Genomic DNA, 3,029 nt, shown 5'->3' on the forward strand with positions numbered 1-3,029 from the left:
AAGCCGGGCGGTCGCCTCGCGGTGATCAGCTTCCACTCGCTCGAAGACCGCGCGGTGAAGCACTTCCTGCGCGACGAATCCCAATTGCCGCCGACACGCCGCGGCCTGCCGCCGCCTGTGGCGACGACGCTGCGCCTGAAGACGATCGGCGGCGCGCAACTGCCGGGCGACGAGGAAGTCGCGGCGAATCCGCGCGCCCGCAGCGCGGTTTTGCGCGTGGTGGAGAAGCTCTGATGGCTACGTTCATAGGCATCGCGCGCGGAATCGGCTACGCCATCATCCTCGTCCTGCTTGCGGGCGTGATCGGCTGCGCGTTCGGCGTGGTCTACACGCGCCAGGAGAGCCGTCGTCTGTTCAGCGAATACAACGAGCTGACCAAGGAACGCGATCGCCTCAATTACGAATTCGGCCGGCTCGAACTCGAGCGCGCGACCAAGGCGGAAATCAACGGCATCGAGAAGGTTGCGCGCGAGAGCTTCGGCATGATTTCGCCGAGCCCCGCGAACACGGTGGTGATCAAGCGATGACCAAGCGCGAACTGTTCCAATTCGACTTGCCGGGGCTGCGCGCACAGCGCGATGCGCAGCCGGCGGCGAAAAGCCAGTCGGTGCGCGGTGCGCGGCGCTGGTTCGACTTCGTCGGCGGCGACGCAGCGAAAGTGAAGCCGCGCCAGACCGCGGTCAACCTCAAGCGCCGCCTCACCGTCGTGCTGATGATCCTCGCGCTCGCGGCGACTGCGCTGATCGTGCGCGCGATCGACCTGCAGTGGGTGAGCAAGGATTTCTACCTCGACCAGGGCGACCAGCGTTACGTGCGCGACATCAAGATCGATGCGCCACGCGGCACGATCTTCGATCGCAACGGCAACCCGCTCGCGGTGTCGACGCCGGTCGCCTCGATCTGGGCCGATCCGTCGACGCTGAAGGAGCACATGGATCGCGTGCCGGAACTGGCCAAGGCGCTCGGCCTCGACGCGAACGCGCTCGCGCAGAAGATCATGCAGCGCGCGGACAAGCAGTTCGTCTATCTCGTGCGCCGCCTCAATCCAGATCAGGCCGACGCAATCCTCAAGCTCGGCATTCCGGGAATCGACAAGCAGCCCGAGTTCCGCCGTTTTTATCCGAACGGCGAGGTGACCGCGCACATCCTCGGCAAAACCGACGTCGACGATCGCGGCTCCGAGGGCCTGGAGCTCGCCTTCAACGAATCGCTTACCGGCAAGCCCGGCAGCAAAAGCGTGATTCGCGACCTGCACGGGCGCGCGGTCGAGAACTACGACATCGATCTCGACGTGGCGCCGCGGCCCGGCGGCGACCTGACCTTGTCGATCGACAAGAACATCCAGTATCTCGCCTACCGCGAGTTGATGGGCGCGATCAAGGACCACAAGGCGGCGTACGGTTCGATCGTCGTGATGGACGTGACCAACGGCGAGATCCTCGCCATGGTCAACCAGCCCTCGTTCAATCCGAATTCGCAGAATCTGAACATTCCGGCCAAGGACTTGCTCGACCACATGCGCAACCGCGCCGCGACCGATGTGGTCGAGCCGGGTTCGGTGGCGAAGGCGATCACGATTTCCGCGGCGCTCGAAAGCGGCAAGTGGAAGCCCGATTCCAAGGTCGATACCAATCCCGGCACCTGGCAGCACTACGACCACGTCGTTCACGACCACCGCAACGTCGGCCTGCTGACCGTGACCGGCGTGATCACGCATTCGTCCAACGTCGGCGCGGCGAAGATCGGCTCGACCTTGCCGCGTGACCAGATGTGGGACATGTTCCATCGCTTCGGCTTTGGCGAGACGACCGGTTCAGGCTTCACCGGCGAGTCGTCCGGCAACCTGCCGATCGCCAAGCGCTGGGGCCCGGTCGAACAGGACACGATTTCCTACGGCTACGGATTTTCGGTGACTCCGTTGCAGCTTGCGCGGGCGTACGCGGCGATCGCCAACGGCGGCATCCTGCACACGCCAACGTTCGTCAAGGACGGTGGCGACGAGGGCAAGCGCATCATCGACAAGAAGATTGCCGATCAAGTCCTGGCGATGCTGCGCACCGTCATCGCGCCGGACTCGACGGCGCCCAAGGCGGCAGTGCCGAACTATTTCGCCGCGGGCAAGACCGGCACCTCGCACATCGCGCACAACGGCGGTTACCGCAACGTCTACAACTCGGTGTTCGTCGGCTTCGTTCCGGCGACGAATCCGCGCCTCGTCGCGGCCATCGTCATCTCCGGCGCGACCGGCACCGACATCGTGCAGTACATGGGCGGCACCGTCGCCGCGCCGGCGTTCAGTGGCGTGATGCAGGGCGCGCTGCGCCTGCTCGACGTTCCACCGGACAACGTCAAGAACTGGTACACCGGCGGCCCGGGTCCCGATCCGCTGGCCTTGCCGAAGCTGCCACCGGAGCCGGCGGTCGACCCGAACGTGGTCGGCGAAATCGAGACGGCCGATCCATGAGTACGATCGCGCGCCCGCTCTCGGAACTGCTCGCCGACATTGCGCCGGCGGACGCGCTTGCGGACTGCGGCGACATCATCGTGCGCGGACTCGCGCTCGACTCGCGCCGCGTGCGCGAAGGCGATGCGTTCTTCGCGCTCGCCGGCACGACGGCGCACGGCATCACGTTCGCGCCGAAGGCGGTGGCGAACGGCGCGATCGTTGTCTTGGCCGAGAAGGCGAAGAGCACGCCCGCGATCGCCGCGGTCGAGCAGGTCGCTGGCGTGCCTGAAATCTGGGTCGATGGCCTGCATGACCAGGTCGGCGAAATCGCCGCGCGTTTCTTCGCCCGCCCGTCCGCAGCGCTGCGCGTGATCGGCGTGACCGGCACCAACGGCAAGACCTCGATCGTGCAACTGCTCGCCGCGGCGCTCGACGGTCTCGGCGCGCGCGCGGCGACGATCGGCACGCTCGGTGCGGGCTTGGTCGGCGCGCTGCGCGAAGGCGAGCGCACCACACCCGACGCGATCAGCGTGCAGGCGCTGCTCGCCGAATTCCGCGACGCCGGCGCCAGCCACGTCGCCAT

4 protein-coding genes are annotated in these 3,029 nt (G+C 66.5%); all 4 read left to right on the forward strand.

Going from position 1 to position 3,029, the window contains the following annotated elements; all coding sequences use genetic code 11:
- A partial coding sequence (gene mraW, locus VF497_RS09255; protein WP_330887938.1) for a 16S rRNA (cytosine(1402)-N(4))-methyltransferase occupies positions 1 to 234 on the forward strand: 234 nt, incomplete at its 5' end.
- Positions 234 to 527, forward strand: a complete 294-nt coding sequence (ftsL, locus tag VF497_RS09260; RefSeq protein WP_330887940.1) for a cell division protein FtsL — start codon at positions 234 to 236, stop codon at positions 525 to 527. The genes mraW and ftsL, both read left to right, overlap by 1 nt.
- Positions 524 to 2,464: a penicillin-binding protein 2 gene (locus tag VF497_RS09265; protein ID WP_330887942.1), complete on the forward strand. Its 1,941-nt coding sequence runs from the start codon at positions 524 to 526 to the stop codon at positions 2,462 to 2,464. The genes ftsL and VF497_RS09265 overlap by 4 nt, the downstream gene beginning before the upstream one ends.
- The coding region (locus VF497_RS09270; protein WP_330887944.1) for a Mur ligase family protein at positions 2,461 to 3,029 on the forward strand (569 nt) is incomplete at its 3' end. The genes VF497_RS09265 and VF497_RS09270, both read left to right, overlap by 4 nt.

Origin of the sequence: Rudaea sp. (genome assembly GCF_036383415.1) — a bacterium.
In the GTDB taxonomy this organism is placed as follows: Bacteria; Pseudomonadota; Gammaproteobacteria; order Xanthomonadales; family Rhodanobacteraceae; genus Rudaea.

Excerpts from the sequence above, each read along its gene's own strand:
- VF497_RS09265 (WP_330887942.1), top strand. The coding sequence starts at position 524 with ATGACCAAGCGCGAACTGTTCCAATTCGACTTGCCGGGGCTGCGCGCA.
- ftsL (WP_330887940.1), top strand. The coding sequence starts at position 234 with ATGGCTACGTTCATAGGCATCGCGCGCGGAATCGGCTACGCCATCATC.